Genomic DNA, 19,957 nt, shown 5'->3' on the forward strand with positions numbered 1-19,957 from the left:
TGCCGGGTGGCTGCCATGATCGGAGCGGCCTCCCAGTCACGGCCAGAGTGCTCCTTCTACATTGGCGCGTCGCCTGTCGGTGAAGGTTCACTTGCGCGCTACGAGGCGGCGATGCCAGCGCAGGACGGTGTCCGGCCGGACGAGGAGCCGTAGCCGGCGCAGGACCTCGCGGGGCAGCGAGGTCAGGAGCGCGGCAAGGAAGGCTCGGTCCGCGAGTGCGAATCTCGCTTTGGTGTCGGCGCCGAGCTGGCGTTCAAGGACGGTGATCTGGTGACGCAGGACGAGAATCTCGATGTCCTTGTCTCGATCGTTCATGGGAGCAACCGCAGCGCGGCGAAGGCGTTCGTGACGGTCAGGTAGGCCAGGCGAAGGAGCACAGCGGATCATCCTGCCGTACGTGCTCCGGTCCCAGGGAGACCGGAGCGCGTACGCCACGCAAAGCCCTCGCAGAGCGGGGGCCTGTGCCGATAGCCGGGCGGCTGTATCAGCCGGTCTCGGCCCCCCTGCGTCACGCCTCGGGCGACAGGCTCAACACCAGATATCTGTCCGCCTTGGCCGGATCGGCTTGCAGCCGCCGCGAGGATCTCGGCCTCCCGGTCGGCTCCGTATGAGTCGAACCGCTCGACGCCGGCGGCCTGCAGGGTGGTCCCCTTCCATTTGGCCGACTCCATCACCAGCAGCCGCTCGCTGGTGCCTACGACCGTCCAGCCGCGCTGGGCCAGCCGTCCGCGCGCGATGTCCAGCGCCTCGTCGACGCCCGACCCGCCGACGTCCATGATCAGAATGTCTTCGACCTGGATCGTGTTGTCGTAGATGGGATCGGCCATGGTGCGGGTGAACACCGTGCCGATGTCGCGTACCTCCTCGACGGCCGCGGGATCCACCTTTAGTTCCTTCGGCGGGAGAGCGCGGCGCAGCCGGCGGTCACGAGCGCGAGGCACACGGCCGTGACCGCCGACATCACCTTAGTAAGGCCGCCACAGGACGCACTTGTCGTCATTGGCACACTCCCAATATTCTCCGGCGGCTTTGTCGGCCCAGCCCTGGTGCATGGCATTGTAACGGCGAATCGCCTCGGCCTCGTTCGACGAGGACAGCTTGCCCGTCTCGATCCAGGTGACGAAATTTTTCCAGCCGAAGTCACGGGTCGAGGCGCTCATGGTGACGCCCGAGCAGCCGCAGTAGGCGACGGCTGTCTCCGCCCAGGTGATACCGCGTTCTTGATACCCGCCTCCGTCGGCGGTTGTTTTCACGGTGATGTTCGCATGCAGGTACCTCATGTAGAGCGCCGCGGCCTCGATGGACGAGTCGGGGTTGAGCAGCTTGGCCACGGCTTCTTTCGTGCTCAGCCGCTCTCGCTTGTATGTCCACCAGGCGAGCTGCACCTTGTACGGCTCCAATTGCGCCACACCGTAGGAGAAGAAGTCACCGAACATATCGAGTGCGACACCGGCAGGCACGAGTTTGCCGCCGAGTGCCGTCAGTTGCGCTTCCCAATCTTAGAATTCATAGATAATGACGGCAGCCAGGAAATGCCTGTCCACGGCCCACTTGGTGGCGTAGTGCGCAATCTCCTCGCGGTATCGGAGTACCCCTTCCCATTTCTTGCGCAATTCGGTTTCGTAGCTCTTGCCGGAGGCCGGAGGACCGGCGGAGCCGCCGGCCGACAGGGAACTGGCCGACGGGCCGGACACCCCCCACATCTTCCGGTAGAGGCGCAGCCGGGGATCGTTCGGGTTGACCCGGGCGGCCGCTTCCATCTCGTCGACGCTGTCGAGGCCGCCCGCCTGCATCCAGTTGGCCACGTATTGGGTGACCGACAGGTCAGGGGCCCACGTCATCATGTAGTCGTTCTGCACCTGTTCTTCGGCGAACCAGAAGTTGGGCTGGTCGACGGGCCGGCCGTTGGGCATGATCTCGTAACCGAGGCGTTCGATCTCCTCGTCGGAGAACTGCGGGCTGTAGAGGTAGTCGTATCCGGGCGAGGTGACGAAGTCGCTCCACCAGCGCGCGTGAGAGTCGGTCTCGTGGCAGATGCTGCCGCTGGAGATGCACCCGCCGTAGCCCGGTCCGGCCTCCCGGAGTGAGCCGCCCGGCACGACCGCCTCGGAGGAGTGGCCGGTGGGGTGGATGCCGGTCAGGGGTGAGGCGTTGGCGTAGGTGTAGCGGTTGGCCTGGACCGACGGGTCCGGGGCCTGGGTCTGGGTGTCGCGGCTGGTGAAGGTGGCGGTGCCGGGCTGGTACCAGCGGGCGTGCATGTTGACCTTGCCGGTGTCCGGGTCGGTGTATTCGCCCTGGTAGCCGAGGCCGGTTTTGGTGCCGGTCTGGGTGGTGACCGTGCCGAAGGGGTCGTAGGCGGTGGAGGTCTGCACGCTGGTGGTGAAGGTGGCGACCAGGTCGCCGTGCAGGTCGTTCAGTGTCGCCGCGGCGGCGCCGGTGCCTTCCTTGAGGCTGAGCAGGCCGCCGGCGAGGTCGCGGGCGTAGGTGGCTTGGACGGTGCCGCCGCTGTCGGTGATGGCGGCCAGGTCGTTGCCGAGCCCGGAGTAGGCGAAGGTCTGCTTGGCGGTGCCGCGGATGCGGCTGGTCATCCGGTCGGTGGCGTCGTAGCTGTAGAGGCTGTTGCCGTCGGCGATGAGCCGGTCGAAGGCGTCGAAGGTGTAGGTGGTGGTGGCGCCTGCCTTGGTCTGCGTGGCCAGGGTGCCGCGCGGGGTGTAGGTGTAGTCGGTGCCGTCGCCGCTGGTGAGGCGGTTGCGTTCGTCGTAGGTGAAGGTCGCGTTGCCGGCCTTGGTGCGGTTGCCGGCAGCGTCCCAGCCCCACCCACTCGAGGATATTCCGCTGTGGCACGGACTACATCACGTCGCCCCGCAGGACTATGTCACCGTGGATCGTGATGGCCGCGGCTGGAACACTGGCACCTGGTGGCAACGCCCCGAACCCCGACTGTCTCGTGCCGAGGGGGCGCAGAAGCTCCGCAATGTTGACGCTCTGTGAAGTTCCTCAGAGCTGCTCTCTGAATTTCCCCAGGTCGTTGGACTTCATACTACGTAGTTGATTCTGATATGTCACTGAATGTAACGGCGTGTCGAGGTGTCGACGTGTGCCGATTGTGGGTGAGGAGCAGGTTGAACACCGCCACGGGCTGTCGGCAGTGCGGACAGGGTTGGATGGCGTTGGCCTGAGCCAGCCGTAGGCGGTTCTCGTGGTTCCCCTGGCTCTCGTGGTCGTCGTGGTCGTCGTGGTCTGCGTGGCTCCCGGCGCGGGTCCGGGCGTCAGCTTGCCGGGCTGCGGCCTTGCGGATGCGGCGGAGTTCGCGGCGACGAGCATTCTTGTGATCGCGTGCGCCGGCGGCTTTGCAGCGCGGGTCGCAGAAACGGCGGGTGGGATAGTGGCTGTTCCAGGTGAACGGTCGGCCGCAGTGCTCACACGGGCGCTGCTCGAGACGGGGCGTCACGAACGCTCTCCGCTCGTGCCAGTGGCGGCGGCGCGTATCTCTTCGGCGCGGGCCTGATGGGTGCGCATCCGATAGGAAGGGCCGTCGATGGCCACGATGACGCCCCGGTGCAAAAGACGGTCGACCAGTGCGGCGGCCAGTATCGGATCACCGAGCCGCTCGGCCCACTCGGCGATCCCGACATGACTGGTGACGATGATCGAGCCCTTCAGATAGCGGGCGTTGACCACCTCGAACAGCAGGCTGCGGCCGGGCTCATCCAGCTTGCGATACCCGAATTCGTCGATCACCAGCAGTCGCGGCTGGGTGAAGAAGCGCAGCCCGGTGTCGAAGCGATGTTCGGCGATGGCCTTGGTGAGCTTGCGGACGCTCTGCTCGCAGGTGGTGAAGTAGGCGCGCTGCCCGGCGTGGGCGGCGGCGCGGGCCAGGCCGATGGCGAGCATGGTCTTGCCGACCCCGGGCGGGCCGATGAACAGCAGGTTGCTGGCGTCGTCGATGAAGCGCAAGGACGCCAGTTCGCGGATCAATGCCTCATCGACGCCGGGCTGGGCGGAGAAGTCGTAGTCTTCCAGCCGCCACGGCGCTGGGAGGTTGGCGAAGTGCAGCCGGGAGGCGGTCTGGCGAGCGCCGGTCGCGCCGGCTTCGATGCCCAGCAGATGTTCGAGGGCGTCCAAGGTCGACAGTTGCCCGTCGCGGGCGGCGTCAAGCACCGCGGCAGAGCCTCGGCGGCGGCGCGGAGCTTGAGGAAGGCCAGGTGCGCGCGGAGCCGTTGATAGGTCTCCGCCGCCGCGCCGCTACCGGTGTCCGCACCGCTGGTGCCGGTGCTGGTGCCGATCCTGCTGGTAGGGGGGCAGACCAAGTACGAGAGAAAGGGACAGTGTCCCTCCCCTTGGAGAAGTGGCTGATCAGTGGGTACGGCGGCGGGGTGCCATCGTCGTGGCCATGGCCACACTCGCCGCGGTGCTCGCGACGGGCGGCCCTGCGGCGGCAGTCTCGCCGGCGGCGGCCCAGGCACCGGTTGCCATGGAGGGCGCGGCCTGCGTGGTGATGCCGCAGGCGTACGACTGCAACACCGCGGCCGTGGAGGCCGGCGACGGGGTTGTCTGGATCAATATCAACACCGGCATCGTGGCGCCCTGCCATTACTACGTCCGCGACACCCGCAATAGCTGGCCGGTCCGCGACGGCGCCGTCACCGGGCACTACGCGACCCGCATCACCGGCCTCTACAGCTGGTACCGATTGGAACTGCGCTGGTGCACGTCCGGCAGTTCCGGCTATATCCGATAAGGGGGTAGCTCTTTCTCGGTGACTGGAGCGATCAAGCCGGGAGGGAGTAGTCGGAGCGCGGACCTGCGAAGATCGAGGACCATGATGCGCAGGCGCTTCGGACGCGGCGCTCACTCGATGACCAGTACGCGATCAAGGCTGAGGCGGGTGCCGACCGAGCCGAAGCGCTCACCGTGCTTGTTGCTCCACTCGCTTGGCTCGCCGAGCACGCTGATCGTGAGAACGAAGTCCCCGGCCGGAAGGGAAGGGCTGACGTAGCGGTATCCGTGGTCGGGCACCTTGCTGTAGAAGGTGACGTAGCCGGAGGTGACGGCCGCTCCGTTCGCGTCCGTGATCTCCACCCGGGCGTAGGAGCCGTCGGGCCGGGACTGGCCGATGAGGGCGACCCGGGTGCCCGTGAAAGGAATGTCGATCCCCTGACCGGGCTCGTCAGAGGAGAAGTCGAGTCCCGCCTCGTTGCCCATGAGCTCGGCCGGACGGCCCGTGGCCGGGTCCCACGCGCCCCAGTATTGCGGGATCGACAACCGGTCGTTCTCCGCGTGCAGGGGGAGCCACACGTAGGTGGCCGCCGAGGCCTGGCGCGGGAACGACCAGCGGTCGCCCATGTACATGTGCACAGGGCCGCTCCCAGTCCGGAGGGTGAAGGCGAAAGTGCACTGGGAGTTGCAGGTCAGGCTGCCGTCCGGCGCGAACACGCCCTGGTAGGTCCAGGGTCCTTCGAGAGCGGGGGCGGACAGGTGAAAGTTGTCGTTGCTCTCCCAGCTCGTCTTGTGGGAGAACATCAGGAAGTAGGTGCCGTCGTGCTTGAGCATGGCCGGTGACTCACCGCCGCGGGCGATCTGCCGGGCCACTTGTTCCTCGGCGACCAGGTAGTCCTGGCTCAACCGGTAGATGTCGCCCTCGTGGATGAGTAGGTAGCCGGTTCCGTCGTCGTCCTGGAACGAGCCCAGGTCCCAGCGGTGGATCGGCTCGCCCTGGAAGGTGAGCGGGCCGGCGAAGGTGTACTCGCCGTCGATGGTCTCGCTGGTGGCCACGCAGATGTGCGGGTCCGTATAGTGCAGGTCGTCGGAGTGCATGTACATCACGTACGTGCCGGTCGATGGGCACTTCATGACCTTGACGCGTTCACCGATGCGCCCCGGCCCCATGAGCCCGCCGGCCTGCGGCGGTAGCACGATCCGCTCGAAACGCCAGTTCACGAGATCCGGCGAGGAGTAGCAGCTGAATCCGGCGAACCTGTTCTCGTCGTCGGACTTGTACTCGCCGAACAGGTAGTAGCGCCCGTTCTCCTCCAGCAGGCACGCGCCGTGCGCGTTCACCGTCCGCCCGCGGTCGTCGAACCACGGAACCCCATTGATCAGCACATGTCACCCCTTGATCGAGCCTGCGGACAGGCCCGAGACGATCCATTTCTGGCACAGGACGAAGAAGACGAAGACGGGAACCAGGGCGATCACCGTGACGGTCATGAAGGACGGCCAGTCGGTGCTGAACTGCCCGACGGCGTTGAAGACCTGCAGCACGATCGTGCGGTTCTCGCTCGACGACAGCAGGATGTTGGGCCACAGGAAGTCGTTCCACGTCGCCAGAGTCTGGAAGACGATCACCGTGGTCAGGATCGGCCTGATCAGCGGCAGCACGATCGTCCAGTACACCCGGAACGGCCCCGCGCCGTCGATCACGGCCGCCTCCAGCACCGACATCGGCAGCTTGCGCATGTAGCCGACGATCAGGAAGTAGCAGAAAATCGCGCCGCCGAGGTAGATGAGGATCAACCCAGTGAGGCTGTTGACCAGGCCGAGCGCGGCTTCCATCCGGTAGAGCGGGATGAGCGTGGCCTGCATCGGGATGCAGAAGGCCACCATCAGAAGTGTGCCGATCGCCGCGGTGAGCCTGCCCCTGCGCAGGATCATGCCGTACGCCGCCAGCGACCCGATCAGCACCTGGAAGGCCACGCCGAAGACGGTGACGATGAGCGTGTTGGCGAAGCTCCGCACGACCGGGGACGTGGTGAACACGCCCGCGTAGTTGTCGAGCGTCCAGGAGGACGGCAGGCCCAGCGGGGAGGTGGCCATCTCGATCGGCGTCTTGAACGTGCTGATCACGATGTAGTACAGCGGAATCGCCATGAGCACGGTCAGCAGGGTCATCACGATCGAACGGACCACGATCCTGCTCCTGGAGTCAGTCATGCGAACCTCCTGGAGACGGAGCCGGCCAGGCGGAGCTGCGCCGCGATGACGCCCAGACAGGCCAAGGTGAACAGCACCGCCAGAGCCGAGCCGACGCCGTAGTCGGACTGCGAGAGCCCCTTCATGATGATCGACTGAGTGATCGTGTTGGTCGCGTGGCCGGGGCCGCCCTTGGTCATCGCGTACGGCAGGTCGTAGACCCGCAGGCCGCCGGTGATCAGCAGGAACGACGATACGACGATCGCCGGCACGAGCTGTGGCAGCGTGATGTGGAAGAACTGCTGGCGTCCTGTCGCGCCGTCCACTTGCGACTGCTCGTACAGGTCGGCCGGGATCGCCTGCATGTAGGCGAGGTAGAGGGTGGCGTGCCAGCCGACCGCCGCCCAGACGGCGACGAAGATGACGCAGATGCGGGCGAGCTGGGAGTCGGCCAGCCACGGCACCGGCTCCAGGCCGAGCGCGCGCAGCGCCGAGTTGAGCGCGCCGCTGTTCAGCGGCGAGAAGATGTACTGCCAGACCAGTCCGAGGATGGCCAGCGACGGGACGCCGAGGAAGAAGAAGATCGAGCGAGCCAGGCTGCGGCCGAGGAACTTCTTGTTCAGCATGATTGCCAGCGGGATCGCCGTGACCGTGATCAGCACGGTCGTGGCGATCGCGAACATGAGGGTGAAGCCGAGCCCGGTCAGCAGCGACGAGTCGGTGAAGATCGTCTCGTAGTTCGCCAGCCCGACCAGGTGGATGTCGGAGGAGAAGCCGTTGAAGTCGGTGAAGGAGAAGTAGACGGTCTGTGCCAGCGGGACGGCGTAGAAGCCGACGAAGACGGCGATGATCGGCAGCAGGAAGACCATCGGCGTCCAGGCCCTCCGGTCGATGCGTTGCACCACCGCGCGGGGCCGGGCGGTGGCGGCCGTTCGCGCCTGCGTCACAGGGAAGCCCACTTCTTGTCGAGACTCTGGGCCACCGACTGCGGGGTGGCCTTACCCTGCACCAGCAGTTGCCACTGCGAGCCGGCCTCCTGCGCCATGACCGTGCCGCCCTTGGTCCAGTTGACCCAGTAGTACTTGCCGGTCTTGATGTAGGTGTCGTAGACGTCCTGCAGTTGCGGGGCGACCTTGCTGGTGTAGGCGGCGGAGGTGGAGATCTGATTCATGTTCTGCTCCGCGAGCCGCAGCCCCTCGGCGCTGTTGACGAAGGCCAGGAACTTCTGCGCGGCGGCCAGCTTCGCGCCGTCGATCTTCGCGCTGATCGTGTACGGCGAATCGGGGCCGCCGCCGACGAAGGGCTCACCGCCGGGCAGCGCCGGGAACGGGGCGGTGCCGTAGCTGACGCCCGAGGAGTCGAGGTCGGCGAAGTCCCAGGGGCCGGAGCGGAACATGCCGAGCTGCCCGGTCATGAACGCCTGCTTGATCTGGTCGCCGTTCACCCCGACCACGTCCTTGGGCATCACGCCCTCGGTGACGAGGCGCTGCCACTGCTGAATGAGCGGTGTCCAGACCTGCTCGAACGTCTTGTCCCCGGTGAAGATCGCGTCGTCGGCCTTCTTGTCGCCCTCCTGGGCGTAGTGGCCGCCGAGCAGCGGGTAGAAGGACGGCGAGCCGAGGCTGAGATCCTCCATGTACGGCGTGACCTTCGCGGCGGCGAGCTTCTTGCCCATGGCGAGGAACTCGTCCCAGGTGGCCGGCACCGTGTCGTAGCCGGCGTCCTTGAGCAGCTTCTTGTTGTAGATGATCACACCGGCCCAGACGGTGGGCGCCATCCCGTACACCTTGCCGTGCAGCGTGTACAGCGCGGCGCCCGTCGGATCGAGGCCCTTCATGAAGGGCTCGTTCGTCAGGTCGCGGGCCAGGCCGCTCTCCATGACCTGCGTACGGGTCTCGGTCGACATGTGGAAGACATCGGGAACCTGGTTGCCCGCGATCCGCGTGGTCAGCGTCTGCACGTAACCGTCGGCGGCCTGCGACGCGCTGAGATCGATGTCGATGTCCGGGTTGGCCTGCTCGAACGCCTCGACGAGCGGAGTGATCGTCTTCTCGTTGTTCCACGCGAAGTAGGTGATCGTGGTCTTGCCGTCGGAACCGCCCGCGCTGCCGCAGCCCGTCAGGGAGGTCATGGCCGCCACGATGGCGAGCGCCGCCACGGCTCCGGTTCGGATTCTCATCACATTGCTCCTCTTTCGGGTGATGTTCAGCTCGGGGCGCCGGCGATCCGGCGTCCTGAAGGCTCGCCCGGAGGCCGATCCACGCGTGGGTGCCAGGGGGCGGCGGAGGGTTACGGCCTGCTGCTCGGCCGGTCAGGGACGGCCATGGCCGGCGTTCGCGCGGCCGTTGATGAACGCAGGGCCGGAAGCAGTCCGGAGGAGGGGTGCGCGGCATCGCAGATCCCCTGCACTCCGGACGACACCTCTGAAGCGATACGTATCGTCCGCGTGCCGAGACTATGGCACAGACGTGAATCCGCAGCAAGGGGAACCCGACACGGGCGGTGAGCCCGCTCTGCGCTCGCGCCTGGCGTCAGCGCGGGTCGGAGAACAGGGTCGTGGTGGCCCGCCGCACCAGGTCTTCGGGCTCGACCAGCTCGTGGCGGGGCGGAGTGTCCGGGTCCTGGAGGCGTTCGAAGAGCAGCCGCATCGCCAGCCTCGAGACCGCGCGGGGCCGGGGCGAGACATTGGTGATCGGCCGCGCGTACGACAGCGCGGCCTCGTCGGTGCAGACCCCGACGAGCGATACGTCTCGTCCGGCGACCAAATCCTGCTCGCGCAGCAGCCGTGCCAGCCAGTCGGTGACCTTGGGCGTCCGCCCGATCAGGCCCAGCCGGTCGTCGCGGCGGGCCAGGAGCCGATCGGCGCAGGCCACGACGCCGTCCCAGCTGTTGGACCGGCGGGGGACGATGCTCAGCTCGAGACCGTGAAAGGCTGCGCGGTCACGCGCCCCGGCGTAGAAGTCCTGCACGAACTGGTAGGGCTCCGGGTCCTCCGACGGCTCTCCCAGGACCGCGATGTGCCGGTGCCCTGTGGTGGCGAGCTCGTCCACCAGGACCTCGGCCGAGCGCCGGGTGTCGAAGTCGGCGACGTCCAGACCACGCGGCTCCACCGGGCGGCCCACCAGGACGACCGGCAGGCCCAGCTCGGCCGCCGCCGGGATCCGGTCGTCGTGCGTCTGCACGTCCATGACGACGAAGGCGTCGCAGATCGAGCGGCCGGCCAGCCGGGTCAGACCAGCCGGACCCTCGCGTCGCGTGCTCAGTACGACGTCGTAGTCGAGCCGCCGCGCCTCTTCGATGATCGTGTCGATGTACGGCATCGTCTCCGAAGAGTCGATCTCCGGGCCCAGGTAGACGATCAGAGCGATCACGTTCGTCTTCGCCGTGCGCAGCGTCCGTGCGCCGGCGTTGGGCTGGTAGCGGAGCGTGCGCATCGCCTCCTCCACCCGGCGGCGCGTCTCGGCGGAGACGGTACGGTTGCCGCTCATCACGGCCGAGACCGTGCTCTGCGCGACACCCGCGAGCGCGGCCACATCCCTGCTGGTGGGGGCCGTCCGGCCGCCGCGCCTTTCTCGTGTCATGGCTCCCTACAGTAGTCGGCCCACCCTGCCGCGGCGCATCGGCGCTCATCGGCGGCCAGATGAGTCGCGGGGCCACCCGGTTGCCATGCGCGGGCTGTTTCCGTTAGCGTCGATACGTAACAAACGATACGTATCGCGAGCGGCATCTCGTCGATCCACCGGCAAAAGAGGTCCGATGACGATGTCCCGCCCTGTTCCCCCTGCGATTGATCCCCTGCTGGAACAAGAGGGGGATGAGCTGCGGCTGGTCCTGGAGGCGGGCGAGCGCTGGTGGGGAGGCGCCGCGGACGACGGCCTGGCGATGCCGTACGCGGCGGGGCGGTTCGCCTGCGACCTCGGCTCGCCGAAAGGCCACGGGACCGGCGCCGTGCCGCCGTCCAACCAGAGCAGCCCGGTGCTGCTGTCGACCCTAGGCCGGGTGGTCTGGTCCGAGCGGCCGTTCGCGTTCGCCTTCGAGGACGGCGTACTGCGGTTGTCAGGGCGGCACATCCAGGTCAGCCGGGGCGGCGAGTCGCTGCGAGGGGCGTTCCTGTCGGCCTCGCGCCGGTTCTTCCCCCCGTCCGGGCGCGCGCCCGCCCGGCAGTTGTTCTCCAGCCCGCAGTACAACACCTGGATCGAGCACCCGTACACTCCCACGCAGGACACGGTCCTGCGCTTCGCCCGCGACCTGCTGGACGCTGGAATGCCGCCTGGCGTGGTCTTCATCGACGACCTGTGGGCCTACGACTACGGCACGTGGCGGTTCGACCGCGCCCGCTTCCCCGATCCGGCCGCGATGATCCGGCAGCTTCACGAGTGGGGCTGCTCGGCGATGTTGTGGGTCGTCCCCTTTGTCAGCCCCGACTCCGCCGCCTTCCGCGAACTCGAACAACGGCGCCTGCTCATCCGTGACCGCTCCGGGAACACCGCGGTCCGCCGCTGGTGGAACGGTTTCAGCGCCCTGCTGGACCTCACCGCTCCCGCCGCCGTCGCCTGGCTCACCGGCCAGCTCGACGCCCTCGTCGAGGAGACCGGGGTGGACGGCTTCAAGTTCGACGCCGGCGACATCCGCGACTACCGGGCCGACGACCTCATGTCCGCGCCGGCCGAACCGGTCGATCTGTGCGAGGCGTGGGCGCGGGTCGGGCTGCGGTATCCGTTCAACGAGTATCGCGCCTGCTGGCGGATGGGCGGCCAGCCCCTCGGCCAGCGGCTGCAGGACAAGCCGCCCCTATGGGGCCCCGCAGGGATCGGCTCACTCATCCCGGAGATGCTCGCCCAGGGCATGATCGGCCATCCCTTCGTCTGCCCTGACATGATCGGCGGTGGTGAGATCGAGGCGATGACCGAACAGAGCGCGGTGGATCAGGAGTTCTTCGTCCGTTACGCCCAGACGGCCGCGCTGAGCCCGATGATGCAGTTCTCGGTCCTGCCCTTCCGCGTCCTGGACGACGTGCACCTGGCCGCGGTGCGGGACGCGCTCGCCGTCCGGGCCGCGCTGCTGCCTCGCATACTCGACCTCGTGGACGCCGCCGCGGAAACGGGTGAACCGATCGTGCGCCCGATGGCCTACCACGCGAGCGGCCTGGACGAGGTCACCGACCAGTTCTTTCTCGGTCCCGACCTCATCGTGGCCCCTGTGACGGTCAAGGACGCCACCGAGCGGATCGTCGCCCTCCCAGCGGGACGGTGGCGGGGCGACGACGGCACCGTCGTCGAAGGACCTGCCCGGGTCACAGTGACCTGCGGCCTGTCCCGCATCCCCCGATTCGAACGCCTGACCCACGCATGACCGCCTCAGCTTTCACCGGGAGCACCATGCCCGTGACCCGCGTAGAGGTCGGACCGGTCGCCATCGAACATCACCGGGATCCCGCCGGTATCGGCGAGCCGGAACCCCGCCTGTCCTGGCGTGTCACGACCGGCATTCCCGGCTGGCGGCAGCAGGCGTACGAGATCGAGCTCAGCGACGGCACCGCGACCGGCCGTGTCGCATCGCGGGAGTCGGTGCTCGTGCCGTGGCCGGGCGCCCCCATGGGGTCGCGCGAGCGGCGCGGCGTCCGGGTGCGCGTGCACGGGGCCGACGGCTCGGCGAGCGACTGGAGCCCCTGGTCCTGGGCCGAGACAGGCCTGCTGAACCCGTCCGACTGGCAGGCCAGGGCCGCCGCGCCGCCGCTGGAGCTGCTGGGTGCGCCCGACGGCCCGGCGCTGCTGCTGCGCCGCGACTTCACCGTGCGCGGTCCGATCAGCCGAGCCCGTCTCTATGTCACCGCGCACGGCCTGTACGAGATGGAGCTGAACGGCCAGGTCGTCGGCGACGACGTGCTCGCCCCCGGCTGGACCGCCTACCACCACCGGCTGCTCTACCGCACCCACGACGTCACCGCCCTGCTGCGGGAAGGCTCCAATGCCATCGGCGCCACCCTCGCCGACGGCTGGTACCGCGGCCGCACCTTCGACCGGACGAACCTCTACGGCGACCGCATCGCCCTCATCGCCCAGTTGGAGATCGCCTACGCCGACGGCAGCACCGACGTCGTCACCACCGACGGCACCTGGCGCTGCGCCACCGGCCCGATCACCGCGACCGGCCTGTACGACGGCGAGAAACACGACGCCCGCCTGCACCCGGACGGCTGGTCGAGTCCCGGCTTCGACGACCGGCGATGGCTACCCGCCGACGCCCTCCCGCACGATCCCGCCCTGCTCGCTGCCCCGACGGGCCCGCCCGTCCGCCGCACCGAGACTCTGAGCCCGGTCGCGATGCTGACCAGCCCGTCCGGCAAGACCATCCTCGACTTCGGCCAGAACATCGCCGGCCGCCTGCGCATCCGCGTCCAGGGGCCACCCGGGCACACCGTCAGCCTGCGCCACGCGGAAGTCCTGGAACACGGTGAACTGGCCCTGCGGCCCCTGCGCGGCGCTGCCGCGGTCGACGAGTACACCCTGCGCGGCGACCCGGAGCCCGAAATCTGGGAGCCGCGCTTCACCACCCACGGCTTCCGCTACGCGCAGATCGACGGCTGGCCAGGACAGCTGCGGCCGGGAGACGTCATGGCGGTCGTCTGCCACACCGACATGCGGCCCATCGGGGCCTTCGCATGCTCCGACCCGCTGCTCAACCGGCTGCACGACAACGTCCGCTGGAGCATGCGCGGCAACTACGTCAGCCTGCCCACCGACTGCCCGCAACGCGACGAACGGGTCGGCTGGACCGGCGACATCCAAATCTTCACCCCCACCGCCGCCTTCCTCTACGACAGCGCCGGTCCGCTCGCCTCCTGGCTCGCCGACCTGGCCGCCGAGCAGAGTGCGCACGGCACCGTCCCGCCGTTCGTACCATGGCCGCCGCGGTATGCCGCCGACCACTCCGACCCCTCCTGGGCCGGCCCCACCGCCGTCTGGGGCGACGCGGCCGTTCTCGTCCCCTGGACGCTCTACCAACGGTTCGGCGACCTCGTCCTGCTTCGGCGGCAGTACCCCAGCATGAAGACCTGGGTGGACCAGATCACCACCCTCACCAGGGGCCGGCTGTGGGACGAGGGCTTCCAGTACGGTGACTGGCTCGACCCCGCCGCGCCCCCGGACCGGCCGGAGAAGGCCCGCACCGACCCCGCGCTCATCGCCACCGCCTACCATGCCCGCAGCGCCGCGGTCCTGGCCGAGACCGCGGCCCTGCTCGGTCACGCGGGCGACGCCGCGCGGTACTCCGAGCTCGCGAGGGCGGTCAGGAACGCCTTCCGCCGCGAGTTCGTCACCCCGTCGGGACGGCTGGCCTGCGACACCCAGACCGCCTATGCCCTCGCTCTCACCTTCGACCTGCTCAACGGCCCCGAGCAGCGCGAACGGGCCGGACGCCGCCTGGCTGAGCTGGTCGCGGCCGACGGCCACCGCATCGGGACCGGCTTCGTCGGCACCCCGCTGATCTGCGACGCCCTCTGCGCGGCGGGCGCGTACGAGACCGCCTACCGGCTGCTCACGCAGCGCGAATGCCCCTCGTGGCTGTATCCGGTGACGATGGGCGCCACCACTGTCTGGGAACGCTGGGACAGCATGCTCCCGGACGGCACCGTCAACCCCGGCGAGATGACCTCCTTCAACCACTACGCCCTCGGCGCGGTCGCCGACTTCCTGCACCGCACCGTCGCCGGGCTGGCCCCCGCCGCACCCGGCTACCGCCGCCTGCTGGTGCGCCCACGTCCCGGCGGCGGCCTCACCCACGCCTCCGCCTCGCTCGACACGCCGTACGGACCCGCCGCCGTCTCATGGAACATCGGCGGCGGGACTCTCACCCTCACCGTCACCGTGCCGCCGGGAACGAGTGCCCTGGTCGACCTGCCGGACCGGGCGGAGCAGGAGGTGGCGGCGGGCACTCACACCTTCAGCATGCCCTGGTAGGAGCGGCGTCCTCGGAGGTGACTACACGGTGATCGGGCCGGTGGCGCAGCGGTGGCAGCGTCCGGATCGCTGTGAAGATCGGCGGCACGTGCCGGGTGGTGTCGCCTTTGCGCCGGACGGTAGAAGTGGCCATCTCCGGGCTCCTCGCCCGCCAGGAAGAGCCGACGAGCGCGACTCCAGGCTACCGGTGCGCTTCTCGGCCCAGGCCATCTCTTCCGACGACGGCGTGCAGAACACATGCGGCACCCGCCCCGATGTCAGCCGTTTGAACTGCGGATAGGCGGTCCGCTCGATCCACGTCATCCCTCGCCTCGCTCCCGGCGTCCGGACGCCGAAGCCGTAGCGACGCTCAAGCCCGCCGAACGCCCCTTCTCTCGTGCTTGGTCTGTCAGGCACGTCAGGCAAGTAGAGCCCTGTGGAAGGTCACGACTGCTGGCTGACCTGATCAGGTGCGGATGTGAGGGCGGCGACGGTGAGCGTCAGGTGCTGAGCCAGGACCTCGGTGGCGGTGTCGGCATCACGGGCCAGTGCCGCTTCCTCCAGGCGGCGGTGCTCCGCGGCGCCGTCGCGGTCGGGCATGCGCTGCGCCGACCAGCGGCGGGCCAGTTCGCCGGCCGTCCATAGCCTGTCGAACGTGTCCAGCAGCACGGGGTTGCCGCACCCGTCCAGCAGCGTCCGGTGGAAGACGCGGTGTGCTTCCGACCACGCGCTGGTGTAGGACTCGCCTTCCTCCGGCACGTACGGCGGTGTGCGGGTCAGGCGGTGGTGGGCCGCGCGCACCCGTGCCTCCCAGTCGAGGTCGCCGCGCTCGATCGCCAGGCGCAGCATGACCGGCTCGATCGTACGGCGGGCCTCCGCGATCTGTTGCCACCGCCGATCGGAGAAGTCGGGGACGGCGAAGCCGCGGTTGGGCAGCCGTACCGCGATGCCCTCGCCCACCAGTCGCACCAGGGCCTCACGGACGACGGCCAGGCTGACCTGGTGCTGTTCGGCCAGTTGCTGCGGCTTGAGCGCCTCTCCCGGGGCGTACTCGCCCTTCATGATCGCTTCTTGGAGCCGGGCGTGAACACGCTCGGAGAGCATCTGTTTCGTCGAGGGGGCGACCGTCTGCGGCATGTCCTCAGGATAGACCATCTGCCAAATAATCGATTATTAGTGTTATAGTCGATGATATCCGGATGGCGCCTCGACGGCGCTGTCCGCCTACCCCCGGCTCATCACCTCCGTGAAGGAACAGACATGAACAACCCCTTTGCCCGCCTGCCCGAGGTGCCCTCCTTCACCGTCACCAGCGCCACGCTGGCCGACGGCGCTCCCTGGCCCGCCGAACAGATGTCCGCAGGCGCGCCCGGAGGCAAGGACATCTCGCCACAGCTGTCGTGGAGCGGCGCCCCCGAGGGGACCAAAAGCTACGCCGTCACGGTGTACGACCCGGACGCGCCGACCGGCTCCGGGTTCTGGCACTGGGCCGTGGCCGACATCCCCGCCACCGTCACCGAACTGCCCGAAGGCGCCGGCGACGACACCGGAACCGGCCTCCCCCACGGCGCCTACCAGTTGCCCAACGACGCCCGCGTGGCGCGCTACCTCGGCGCGGCCCCACCGGCGGGGCACGGCCCGCACCGCTACTTCGTCGTGGTGCACGCCCTCGACACCGAGACCATCGGCGTCCCGGCCGGTGCCACCCCCGCCTACCTCGGCTTCACCATCGCCGGCCACCTCCTCGGCCGCGCGGTACTGACCGCCACCGCCGAAACCCCATGACCGTGACCCCGATCGAGCTCTCCGCGTCCGGCTTCCACCTGTCCCCGGGCGGCAGGATCCACGCCGGCGCCCGTCCGGCGGACGCCGGGCGCGATGGCTGGCACCTGAAGGCATTCCACGCCAGGACCGGCGCCGACGTCCACGCCGACCACTGGCGAGTGAACACCGAGGCCGACGAGATCGTGTCCTGCATCATCGGCAAGATCCGGCTCTACCTGCGTCCGCAACGGCCGGGACGGCAAGGGGAAGGTGAGGAAGAGATCAGGCTCACGGCCGGCACCGCCGCCATCGTCCCGCGCGGACGGTGGCAGCGGATCCAGCTCGACATCCCCAGCACCGTCATGACCATCACTGCGCCTTGTGGCGGCAGTGTGGAGCAGGCGGCCTTGTAACGCATCGTGGGAGTCGTCGGTCAGGACCAAGTTCGCTCGTGGCGGTCGTAGGCGGTGACCGGCGGGATCCTGCCGGTTGCGCAGCCGGTACTCGGTGATGGCGTGATGGGTCAGCTCCAGCAGTTGCCAGAGAAAATCACCATACGAGCCCCGGGAGAAGCCAGCCGGTGCGCGGCAAAGGGTGATATCTGGAAGCTGTGCCGTTGTTGCGGTCCATCCGTGTCGCCGTCATCGCTCTTCTGGTGGCGGGCGGGTTCGGCGCCGCGTACGCGGCTCAGCGCACGCTGCTGGGACTGCCGCTCCCGTACGAGGCGCCGCCAGGCGACACCCGTGACGAGCCCTTGAGGGGTGAGGACTTCTGGCGGCCACCGCAGCCGCCCCGCTTCGCGGACACCACGGTCAAGGTCACGCTCCGGCCGCTGGGCGTGCCGGACGGTTTCGTCGTCACCCACGTGCTCACCCTCGAACGTGGCGATCCCTTCGTCGGCGAGATCCGGCGCGGCAGGTGGCTCGCCGACGCCGGGGGGCTGGTCCGCTGGCTGGTCACCACGGAGCCGGCCCTGCGGAACCTTGTGGTCTACGACGCGCCGGTCATCCAGCACGACGGCCGTTCCGCCACGGTGACCGTCACGATCAACGGCCGGGCGCCGGAGGGCCACGACACCGTGGACGACCTGTGGATCCCGGCGCCGCCCCACGCCTTCCCCTGGTCCGACGAGGACACGGATCCGATCATCGGCCGGCGCCTGCGGGTGGAGGTGGCGGGCGGGACGATCGCGGAAGTACACGGGTGGCCCGACGAGCAAGGCCCGCACTCGGTCGTCCTGACCGGCGACGCGCACGACTCGGACGACTGGTACGTGAAGTTCGCCCGGCCGGTCAAGGACGCGAGCCCGGAAGGGGGAGAGGGCGCCTTCTCCGACGGGCCCGAGGCGGCGCGGATCGCGGCCTTCGTCGAGGGCTACATCGTCAATCCGCTGCTGTGGCACTGCCAGCTTGCCCTGCCGTGGGTGATGGTGCTGCTCTACGCCCGGCGGCGCGGTCCCGCGCTACGTCCCGCCAGATGGGCGGCGTCCGTGGCGTTGGCGGTGATTCCGCTGACCGGCCTGCTGCTGCTCAGCCCGTGGCCCGGGGACAAGATCGCGTTGTACCTGCTGCTGGTGGTGCTGCCGCTGCTGGGAGCCGTGCTGCTGCGAGTGGTGTCGGGTCGTCCGGCGTGGTCCGCGGCGGGGGCGTCGCTTCTCGCGGTGCTCGGGCTGGTCTACCTGGCCGACCTGCTGTACGGGGCCGGCCTGCACCATCGCGCCGTCTCACCGGCCTGGACGGGGCTGATGGTGTCGTTCCTCGCCGCGACGGCGGTGGCCGGGGTCGCGCTGGGCCACCGCAGGCAGGTGCCGCAACTGATCTGCGCGGCCTGGTACGTCTTTCTGGCGTCCGCCATCGGGTACCACGGCATCCGATGGGAAGGCGCGATCATCGGCCTGCTGGGCACGCTTCCGTTCCTGGCCGCCGCGTCGCTGCTGCCCAGGGCTGCCGCCCGCGTGGGATACGCGATCGTGCTCGGCTGGGCCGCGCTCGCGCTCCTGCGGCCGGTCGCCATGGCGGAGCACTGGCCGGACCTCGCGCAGATGGCCGACGCGCCGCGTGACACGCCGGTGGGGATCGCCACGTTGCTCGGCACCGCCGTTCTTCCGCTCCTGGAGCTCGGCGTGCTGGCGTACCTGCTCAGGATGGGGTGCTCCGGAGCCGCCCTGGGCAGGCCGGAGGTGCGCGGAGCGGGGATCGTGTTCGTGGCGGTGGCGGTCGTGAACCCGTACCACGACAGGGCCTCGCTTGCCTCCGCGGTCGCCGCCTGGCTCATGTTCGCCTGGCTGTTGCCCAAGGCGCGGCTCGGCGCCGCGGCGCGGCTGGGCATGGTCGGCCGCCGGTTGCACCGGCGGCTGATGCACGGGGAGGTTCGCACCAGGGTGCTGGCGGCGGCGCACGCCGAATATCTGCGCGGAGCGCGGTCGAAACTGGTGGCGCAGGAGGTGAGCGTCGAGGAGTTCGACTCGCACGCGGGCGCGTTACGCAACGCCTCCGAGCGGCTGGGCGGGCACCGTGAGTTCGACGGCGGCAGGCACGCGTCGGTGAACTCGGCGGCCGGCCTCACCCCCGCGCGAAACGGGATGGCGGGGCTCGGCTTCGGCCTCGTCGCGGCACTACCGTTCGTCGGATCCGTCGTGTGGTGGTACGCCGACGCGATGGACAGCGCGAACACCGTGCTGGCCTTCGACGTGAACCTGCTGCGATGGGCGTTGTATCCGGCGGTCTGCGCCTTCGTCTACGGGTACTTCTATCCGCTGCTCCGCGGCGACGGACCGACCGGCAAGGCGCTGGCGCTGTTCTTGGCCGTCCTCGTCGTGGAGGCGGTGCGGCAGGTGTTCTTCCTCGACCTGCCCGACACGTACCTCATCGCCCTGATCCGTCTCGGCCAGCTCCTCGTCTTCTGCCTCGCCCTCGCCCTGTACTGGGAGTATCGCCTGTTCCGGGCGGCCGGGCTGCCCTGGTCGCTGGGGCGGGACTTCCGCAGGATCGGCTCGTTCCTCACTCCGGCGGCTACCGTGCTCGTGGCCGCCGCGACCGCCGCCGCCACCGCGCTGGCCGGAGCCGCGATCAGCACCCTGATCCAGGCTCCGGAATCGTCCGTACGGCCGGGCGTCAGCGTGTCGTCGACGATCACCCCGTGACCGTGGTGGGGCCGTTCGTCCTGCAGATGCGGGATCCGCAGTTCCGTGCCGGTCGGAAGGCAACGTCCGGGCCTGCGGGTGGAGGGACACCGCGGGTTCGGATGCCGCCGCGTTGCCGGGGTGTCGAGGAGATACCGGCCGGGCGGGTCCTGGAGGTGCTGCGCCTGCTCGTGGTCCTCATCGGGCGCCTGCGTGTCCTGCT

The 19,957-nt window shown here is 69.0% G+C and carries 17 protein-coding genes; 6 read left to right on the forward strand and 11 right to left on the reverse strand.

Features of this window, described 5'->3' with window-relative positions:
- Positions 1–87 precede the first annotated feature (87 nt).
- The 5 genes from FXF51_RS26030 to istB all read right to left on the reverse strand — a co-directional run bounded on the left by FXF51_RS26030 (position 88) and on the right by istB (position 4,161).
- Positions 88–315, reverse strand: coding sequence for a hypothetical protein (locus FXF51_RS26030; protein WP_222871460.1), 228 nt, complete (start codon positions 313–315; stop codon positions 88–90).
- A gap of 68 nt (positions 316–383) precedes the next feature.
- Positions 384–884: a hypothetical protein gene (locus tag FXF51_RS26035; protein WP_148437294.1), complete on the reverse strand. Its 501-nt coding sequence runs from the start codon at positions 882–884 to the stop codon at positions 384–386.
- Between the two features lie 81 nt (positions 885–965).
- A complete protein-coding gene (locus FXF51_RS26040; RefSeq protein WP_148437295.1) occupies positions 966–1,436 on the reverse strand; it encodes a hypothetical protein in 471 nt (156 codons plus the stop codon).
- A 63-nt stretch (positions 1,437–1,499) separates the two neighbouring features.
- The gene (locus FXF51_RS26045) at positions 1,500–2,588 is read right to left on the reverse strand and encodes an RHS repeat protein (RefSeq protein WP_148437296.1); all 1,089 of its coding nucleotides are present in this window, start codon (positions 2,586–2,588) and stop codon (positions 1,500–1,502) included.
- Between the two features lie 859 nt (positions 2,589–3,447).
- Positions 3,448–4,161, reverse strand: a complete 714-nt coding sequence (gene istB, locus FXF51_RS26050) for an IS21-like element helper ATPase IstB (RefSeq protein WP_222871461.1) — start codon at positions 4,159–4,161, stop codon at positions 3,448–3,450.
- Positions 4,162–4,393: 232 nt separating this feature from the next.
- Between istB and FXF51_RS26055 the strand changes: the two genes are divergently transcribed.
- Complete coding sequence (locus tag FXF51_RS26055) at positions 4,394–4,741, forward strand: hypothetical protein (RefSeq protein ID WP_148437297.1); 348 nt, start codon at positions 4,394–4,396, stop codon at positions 4,739–4,741.
- Positions 4,742–4,851: 110 nt separating this feature from the next.
- Here the strand turns inward: FXF51_RS26055 and FXF51_RS26060 are convergent, their stop codons facing one another.
- The 5 genes from FXF51_RS26060 to FXF51_RS26080 all read right to left on the reverse strand — a co-directional run bounded on the left by FXF51_RS26060 (position 4,852) and on the right by FXF51_RS26080 (position 10,493).
- Positions 4,852–6,105: a family 43 glycosylhydrolase gene (locus FXF51_RS26060; RefSeq protein ID WP_148437298.1), complete on the reverse strand. Its 1,254-nt coding sequence runs from the start codon at positions 6,103–6,105 to the stop codon at positions 4,852–4,854.
- 3 nt (positions 6,106–6,108) lie between these two features.
- The gene (locus tag FXF51_RS26065; protein ID WP_148437299.1) at positions 6,109–6,933 is read right to left on the reverse strand and encodes a carbohydrate ABC transporter permease; all 825 of its coding nucleotides are present in this window, start codon (positions 6,931–6,933) and stop codon (positions 6,109–6,111) included.
- Positions 6,930–7,859: a carbohydrate ABC transporter permease gene (locus tag FXF51_RS26070; RefSeq protein ID WP_222871462.1), complete on the reverse strand. Its 930-nt coding sequence runs from the start codon at positions 7,857–7,859 to the stop codon at positions 6,930–6,932. Before FXF51_RS26070 ends, FXF51_RS26065 begins: the two co-directional genes overlap by 4 nt.
- Positions 7,856–9,091, reverse strand: a complete 1,236-nt coding sequence (locus FXF51_RS26075) for an ABC transporter substrate-binding protein (protein WP_148437300.1) — start codon at positions 9,089–9,091, stop codon at positions 7,856–7,858. Before FXF51_RS26075 ends, FXF51_RS26070 begins: the two co-directional genes overlap by 4 nt.
- A gap of 352 nt (positions 9,092–9,443) precedes the next feature.
- A complete protein-coding gene (locus FXF51_RS26080; protein WP_148437301.1) occupies positions 9,444–10,493 on the reverse strand; it encodes a LacI family DNA-binding transcriptional regulator in 1,050 nt (349 codons plus the stop codon).
- A gap of 175 nt (positions 10,494–10,668) precedes the next feature.
- Here FXF51_RS26080 and FXF51_RS26085 point away from each other — a divergent pair, with 175 nt between their 5' ends.
- Both FXF51_RS26085 and FXF51_RS26090 read left to right on the forward strand, forming a co-directional pair.
- Positions 10,669–12,264: a glycoside hydrolase family 31 protein gene (locus tag FXF51_RS26085; RefSeq protein WP_222871463.1), complete on the forward strand. Its 1,596-nt coding sequence runs from the start codon at positions 10,669–10,671 to the stop codon at positions 12,262–12,264.
- 26 nt (positions 12,265–12,290) lie between these two features.
- On the forward strand, positions 12,291–14,870 hold the full coding sequence (locus FXF51_RS26090) for a glycoside hydrolase family 78 protein (RefSeq protein ID WP_148437302.1): 2,580 nt from the start codon (positions 12,291–12,293) through the stop codon (positions 14,868–14,870).
- A 423-nt stretch (positions 14,871–15,293) separates the two neighbouring features.
- Here FXF51_RS26090 and FXF51_RS26095 read toward each other — a convergent pair whose 3' ends face one another.
- Positions 15,294–15,986, reverse strand: a complete 693-nt coding sequence (locus FXF51_RS26095; protein WP_148437303.1) for a GntR family transcriptional regulator — start codon at positions 15,984–15,986, stop codon at positions 15,294–15,296.
- 123 nt (positions 15,987–16,109) lie between these two features.
- Between FXF51_RS26095 and FXF51_RS26100 the strand changes: the two genes are divergently transcribed.
- The 3 genes from FXF51_RS26100 (at position 16,110) to FXF51_RS26110 (ending at position 19,755) form a co-directional block, all read left to right on the forward strand.
- Positions 16,110–16,634 carry a YbhB/YbcL family Raf kinase inhibitor-like protein gene (locus FXF51_RS26100; RefSeq protein WP_148437304.1) on the forward strand — a complete coding sequence of 175 codons (525 nt, stop codon included), beginning with the start codon at positions 16,110–16,112 and terminating at the stop codon, positions 16,632–16,634.
- Complete coding sequence (locus FXF51_RS26105; RefSeq protein WP_148437305.1) at positions 16,631–17,026, forward strand: cupin; 396 nt, start codon at positions 16,631–16,633, stop codon at positions 17,024–17,026. Before FXF51_RS26100 ends, FXF51_RS26105 begins: the two co-directional genes overlap by 4 nt.
- 206 nt (positions 17,027–17,232) lie before the next feature.
- Positions 17,233–19,755: a hypothetical protein gene (locus FXF51_RS26110; RefSeq protein WP_148437306.1), complete on the forward strand. Its 2,523-nt coding sequence runs from the start codon at positions 17,233–17,235 to the stop codon at positions 19,753–19,755.
- The last annotated feature ends 202 nt before the right edge of the window (positions 19,756–19,957 follow it).

Source organism: Nonomuraea sp. PA05, assembly GCF_008086045.1.
GTDB lineage: Bacteria > Actinomycetota > Actinomycetes > Streptosporangiales > Streptosporangiaceae > Nonomuraea > Nonomuraea monospora.

Bases quoted from the DNA above. Each gene is read 5' to 3' on its own strand.
- FXF51_RS26030 (WP_222871460.1), bottom strand. From the start codon at position 315: ATGAACGATCGAGACAAGGACATCGAGATTCTCGTCCTGCGTCACCAG.
- FXF51_RS26040 (WP_148437295.1), bottom strand. From the start codon at position 1,436: ATGTTCGGTGACTTCTTCTCCTACGGTGTGGCGCAATTGGAGCCGTAC.
- FXF51_RS26045 (WP_148437296.1), bottom strand. From the start codon at position 2,588: ATGACCAGCCGCATCCGCGGCACCGCCAAGCAGACCTTCGCCTACTCC.
- FXF51_RS26055 (WP_148437297.1), top strand. From the start codon at position 4,394: ATGGCCACACTCGCCGCGGTGCTCGCGACGGGCGGCCCTGCGGCGGCA.
- FXF51_RS26065 (WP_148437299.1), bottom strand. From the start codon at position 6,933: ATGACTGACTCCAGGAGCAGGATCGTGGTCCGTTCGATCGTGATGACC.
- FXF51_RS26075 (WP_148437300.1), bottom strand. From the start codon at position 9,091: ATGAGAATCCGAACCGGAGCCGTGGCGGCGCTCGCCATCGTGGCGGCC.
- FXF51_RS26080 (WP_148437301.1), bottom strand. From the start codon at position 10,493: ATGACACGAGAAAGGCGCGGCGGCCGGACGGCCCCCACCAGCAGGGAT.
- FXF51_RS26085 (WP_222871463.1), top strand. From the start codon at position 10,669: ATGACGATGTCCCGCCCTGTTCCCCCTGCGATTGATCCCCTGCTGGAA.
- FXF51_RS26090 (WP_148437302.1), top strand. From the start codon at position 12,291: ATGCCCGTGACCCGCGTAGAGGTCGGACCGGTCGCCATCGAACATCAC.
- FXF51_RS26095 (WP_148437303.1), bottom strand. From the start codon at position 15,986: ATGCCGCAGACGGTCGCCCCCTCGACGAAACAGATGCTCTCCGAGCGT.
- FXF51_RS26100 (WP_148437304.1), top strand. From the start codon at position 16,110: ATGAACAACCCCTTTGCCCGCCTGCCCGAGGTGCCCTCCTTCACCGTC.
- FXF51_RS26105 (WP_148437305.1), top strand. From the start codon at position 16,631: ATGACCGTGACCCCGATCGAGCTCTCCGCGTCCGGCTTCCACCTGTCC.